Source organism: Acidimicrobiales bacterium (genome assembly GCA_035316325.1).
In the GTDB taxonomy this organism is placed as follows: domain Bacteria; phylum Actinomycetota; class Acidimicrobiia; order Acidimicrobiales; family VFJN01; genus DASXTK01.
In genome coordinates this window covers 1-3,064 of sequence record DATHJB010000102.1, presented here as the reverse complement: position 1 = coordinate 3,064, position 3,064 = coordinate 1, and the positions used below count along the sequence as shown (strand labels likewise).

Genomic DNA, 3,064 nt, shown 5'->3' with positions numbered 1-3,064 from the left:
CAGCAGCTCCGGCCGCTGACCGATCACCGCCTCGACCTGGTCGAAGAACTCCTCGCGGTTGCCGGCGTCGCGGGCGGCCGACGTGGCGGCGATGCGCAGCCGCTCGACGCCGTGCTCCTCGATGTCGTGCTTGTAGTCGCGGAGGCAGTCGAGCACCCGGGCGATCGCCTCGGGCGCCAGCACGCCGGTGGCGTCGACGTCCTGGCCCATGCGGGTGATGGTGTTGCGGCGGACCAGCGTGGTGAAGTCGCCATCGCCGGTCGGCCGCCCGACGAGAAGACGGCTGGAGTTCGTCCCCAGGTCCACCGCCGCGACGGCACGCTCGCTCATCCGCTCGACGCTACCGGGCCGCCGTCGGGCGTCCGCCAGTCGATCCGGGCGGTTTCGGTACGTGGAGGCGTTCGTGGATGCGCTCGTGGACCCAGCGGCCCACCGGGTCGTCCCCGCCGGCGAGGAACCAGGCGTAGTGGGCGTGCAGGCACTTCACCCCGACGCGGGTGCCGGCGACGCCGCCCGACGGCCGGGGGCCCTGGTGGTCGGGCGGGACGGCGGCGTCGCGCTCGGCCCGGTAGCGCTCGTGGGCGGCGGCCAGCTCGTCGGCGTCGACCTCGGCCTCCGCGGCGTCGACGCCTCCCTCGCTCTCCAGCCGGCCCACCTCGGTCCGCTCGGGCTCGCCGAGCAGCCAGTAGCGGGTGGGCATGGGTGTACCGTCGTCGAGCAGGGGTGCGTTGCGGATCACCACCGGCGCCCCGTCGGCCCGGCGCACCACCACCTCGAAGTCGCCGCGGGCGGGACGTCCGAGGAGTCGCTCCACCTCGACCCGGTCGGCCTCGCTCGCTGCGCTCACCCTCGCAGTCTGGCGCACCGGAACGAGCTCTCTAGGTTTCCCTACCGACCAGTAGGTAGGCTTTAGCCGTGCTTACGTCTCGCGAAGACTTCGCCGACATGTTGAACCAGCTGGAGCCCTACGTGGGCGAGCTGCTCGACCGCCACACGAGCCAGGCCAAGGAGTGGTTCCCCCACGACCTTGTGCCGTGGAGCCGGGGACGCGACTTCGAGCCCGACTGGGAGTGGACCCCCGAGGAGACCACCCTGCCCGAGCAGGTGCGCTCCAGTCTCTTCGTGAACCTCCTCACCGAGGACAACCTGCCCTACTACTTCCGCACGATCGAGGCGATGTTCGGGCGCCACTCCGCCTGGGGTGAGTGGGTGCGCCGCTGGACCGCCGAGGAGGGCCGCCACTCCATCGTGATCCGCGACTACCTGACGGTGACCCGGGCGATCGACCCCGTCACCCTGGAGCGGGCGCGGATGGCCCAGGTGCAGTGCGGCGAGGTGCCCGAGCCCGAGCTCCCCACCGACGGCCTCGTCTACGTGGCGTTGCAGGAGCTGGCCACCCGCATCGCCCACCACAACACCGGGAAGATGGTCGACGACCCGGTCGGCTACGAGGTGATGAAGCGGGTCGCCGCCGACGAGAACCGGCACTACCTCTTCTACCGCGACCTGTCGACGCGGGCGCTCGAGATGGACCCGTCGTCCATGGTGCTCGCCATCGAGCGGCAGGTGCGCGACTTCGAGATGCCCGGCACCGGCATCCTCGACTTCGCCACGCACGCCCGTGCCATCGCCCGGGCCGGCATCTACGACTTCAAGGTGCACCACGACAACATCCTGGTGCCGGTGGTCGTGCGCCACTGGGGCATCGAGAACCTCACGGGTCTCGACGACGACGCCGAGCGGGCGCGTGACTCGCTGCTCACCTACATCCGACGGGTGGGCAAGGCGGGCGAGCGGCAGGCCGAGCGCCGGGAACGCATGCTTGCTGCGGTGTAGTCCCAGGGGCGAAACCTCGACAGAGCTGGTCGCTATGACGCCATCTGAGTCGAGATCTCGGTCTCAGTCGTCGTTCTCGTCGGCGTCGGCGGCTTCGGGGGCCGTGGTGGTCGTCGTCGCCAACGGGGACGGCAGGACGCCGTACGACTCCTCGCCGGGGAACACCCAGCCGTAGTCGCTGCGGGCGCGCAGCTCGATCTCGTCGTCGTCCTGGAGCTGCTCGACCTCACCGGTCAGGCGGTCGTTGGCCTCGGCGATCCGCTCCAGGCGCTCCTCCGCGTCGGACGTCGCCGCCCGCTGGTTCAGGAACGTCCGCACCGGGAAGATGCCGTAGACCAGCAGCGCCACCAGAGCCGTCGACGCGGCGATGAGGCCCACCTCGCGGACCCGGGCCGCCCGCTGCTCCCGGGCCTCGGCGCTGTCGGCCGCCAGCGGGTCGGCGAGGGCGGCGTACACGGCCGCCACGACGTTGTTGAAGCTCTGCGGCGGGCGGATCGGCAGGGAGCGCCGGGCTTTGGGGTCCTTGGCCTTGGCGTTCTTGGCACGCTCGGTGCTCGGCGGCGGGTCGGCGACGAGGAGCAACCGCACGTCATCCCGACCGCCCCCGGGGAAGTCGGGTGGCAAGGCCCCGGCGTTGCTCCCGGGCCACCTCGAGACCGACGCCCGCGCCGTCGGATGGGCCCGCCGACTCGCCGCCACCGCCGGCCCGACCCTCCGCTCCTCCTCCGCCACCACCCGCTTCCGCGGCCCCAGCCGCACGGCCCCTTCCTCGGGCCGCCCCGGCCCCCGACGACGGCCACGACCACCGGGCCCGGGGTTCGCCGGCCGCTCCCCATGACCCCGCCGCTCAACGGGACCCGCAGGCAGCCCGGCAGGGCGATCGTCGTCACCCGAACGATCCACAGGATCCGCGGACGGCCTCGGCGGACGATCATCGTCGCTGCCCGAACGACCGACGGGACCCGCCGGCATCCCGGCAGGGCGATCGTCGTCACCCGAACGATCGACAGGACTCGCGGGCGGCCTGGTCGGGCGATCGGCGTTTTGCAGGCGCTCGAAGTAGCGGGCGAACTCGAAGGGTTCGGCCGCCGATGGCTCCACCGGGCGGGCCCGGCGCGACGGCCGCTCGTCGGCAGCGGGACGGGGGTCGTCGTCCAGGTCCTCGAGGGTGGGGTCCTCGGCGGGGGGGTCGGAGGGGATGACGGGGAGGGGCTCGGGGGCGAACGGG

At 72.6% G+C, this 3,064-nt stretch carries 4 protein-coding genes; 1 reads left to right on the top strand and 3 read right to left on the bottom strand.

Features of this window, described 5'->3' with window-relative positions; translation table 11 throughout:
• Nucleotides 1–330, bottom strand: a 330-nt coding sequence (locus tag VK611_13805; protein HMG42408.1) for an exopolyphosphatase, incomplete at its 3' end; no start/stop codon positions are given.
• A gap of 10 nt (nt 331–340) precedes the next feature.
• Nucleotides 341–847, bottom strand: a complete 507-nt coding sequence (locus VK611_13800; protein HMG42407.1) for a DUF501 domain-containing protein — start codon at nt 845–847, stop codon at nt 341–343.
• Nucleotides 848–915: 68 nt separating this feature from the next.
• Between VK611_13800 and VK611_13795 the strand changes: the two genes are divergently transcribed.
• On the top strand, nt 916–1,836 hold the full coding sequence (locus tag VK611_13795; protein ID HMG42406.1) for an acyl-ACP desaturase: 921 nt from the start codon (nt 916–918) through the stop codon (nt 1,834–1,836).
• Nucleotides 1,837–1,899: 63 nt separating this feature from the next.
• Here VK611_13795 and VK611_13790 read toward each other — a convergent pair whose 3' ends face one another.
• A complete protein-coding gene (locus VK611_13790) occupies nt 1,900–2,595 on the bottom strand; it encodes a septum formation initiator family protein (GenBank protein HMG42405.1) in 696 nt (231 codons plus the stop codon).
• Nucleotides 2,596–3,064: the final 469 nt, after the last annotated feature.